Origin of the sequence: Methylobacterium sp. WL9 (genome assembly GCF_008040035.1) — a bacterium.
GTDB lineage: Bacteria > Pseudomonadota > Alphaproteobacteria > Rhizobiales > Beijerinckiaceae > Methylobacterium > Methylobacterium thuringiense.
The window spans coordinates 1-1118 of the sequence record NZ_VRVE01000186.1; the positions used below are offsets into that span (position 1 = coordinate 1).

At 70.5% G+C, this 1118-nt stretch carries 1 protein-coding gene; it reads right to left on the minus strand.

Going from position 1 to position 1118, the window contains the following annotated elements; genetic code table 11:
• Positions 1 to 1118 (minus strand): endolytic transglycosylase MltG (gene mltG, locus FV217_RS22385; protein ID WP_147821835.1); only part of this gene is annotated, 1118 nt, incomplete at both ends.

A 1118-nucleotide genomic window follows, 5' to 3' on the forward strand; every position in this document is an offset into this window, starting at 1 on the left:
CTGGGCCGCGTTCGGCTCGCCTGCTGCCGGGTCGACCTTGTCGACGCCGCCGGCATCCGGCTGCGGCGATTGCTGGCGGGCCCGCTCGACCTGGCGCCAGCGGGTCACGTTGCGCTGGTGGCCTTCCAGGCTGTCGGCGAAGGCATGGCCGCCGGTGCCGTCGGCGACGAAGAACAGGTCCTTGGTGCGCGACGGGTTGGCGACGGCTTCCAGCGCGGCGCGGCCGGGATTGGCGATCGGGCCGGGCGGCAGACCCTCGATCACGTAGGTGTTGTAGGGCGTGGCCCGCTCGATCTCGGAGCGCTGGATGCCGCGCCCGAGCGTGCCGCGCCCGCCGACGAGGCCGTAGACGATGGTCGGGTCGGATTGCAGCTTCATGCGCTTGTTGAGGCGGTTGACGAAGACGCCTGCGACGCGGGGGCGCTCGTCGGCCCGGCCGGTCTCCTTCTCCACGATGGAGGCGAGCGTCACCATCTCGGCGGGGGTCCGCACCGGAACCTCGGCGCTGCGGCGCTGCCAGATCTGGTTCAGCACCTCGCGCTGCTTGGCGCGCATCAGGTTGACGATCTGCTGGCGGGTGGCGCCGCGCTCGAACTTGTAGGTGTCGGGCAGCAGGGCGCCCTCGGGCGGGATCTCGTTGATCTCACCGGTCAGGATGTCGTTCTCGTTGAGGCGGCCGACGATCTGCTCGCTGGTGAGTCCTTCGGGGAAGGTGATCGCGTGCTGCACCTGCCGGCCGGAGGTCAGGGTGTCGATGGCCTCGTCGATGCTGGCATGCGCCTTGAAGACGTATTCGCCATGCTTGAGCGGACCCTTGCCGCGGAAGCGTGCGGCGAGCTCGAACAGGGAGGTGTGGTTGATCACGCCCTCCCGGCTCAGCGTCTCGGCGATCTCGCTGGTGCCGCTGCGGTTGGGGATCACCACGACCTTGTCGGTCGCGAGCGGCCCGGGTTCGCGGAGTTCGCGGTTCACCAGGGTCAGGGCGATCATGACGCCGATGGCCAGGACGACGGACAGGGTCATCAGGCCGCTGATCATGCCGAGCAGGCCGCCGCGTTCGCGCCCGGGCTCGTCCGGCGGCGGCGGTGCGGCGGTGGGCTTGAGCGCCTCGCTCGGGC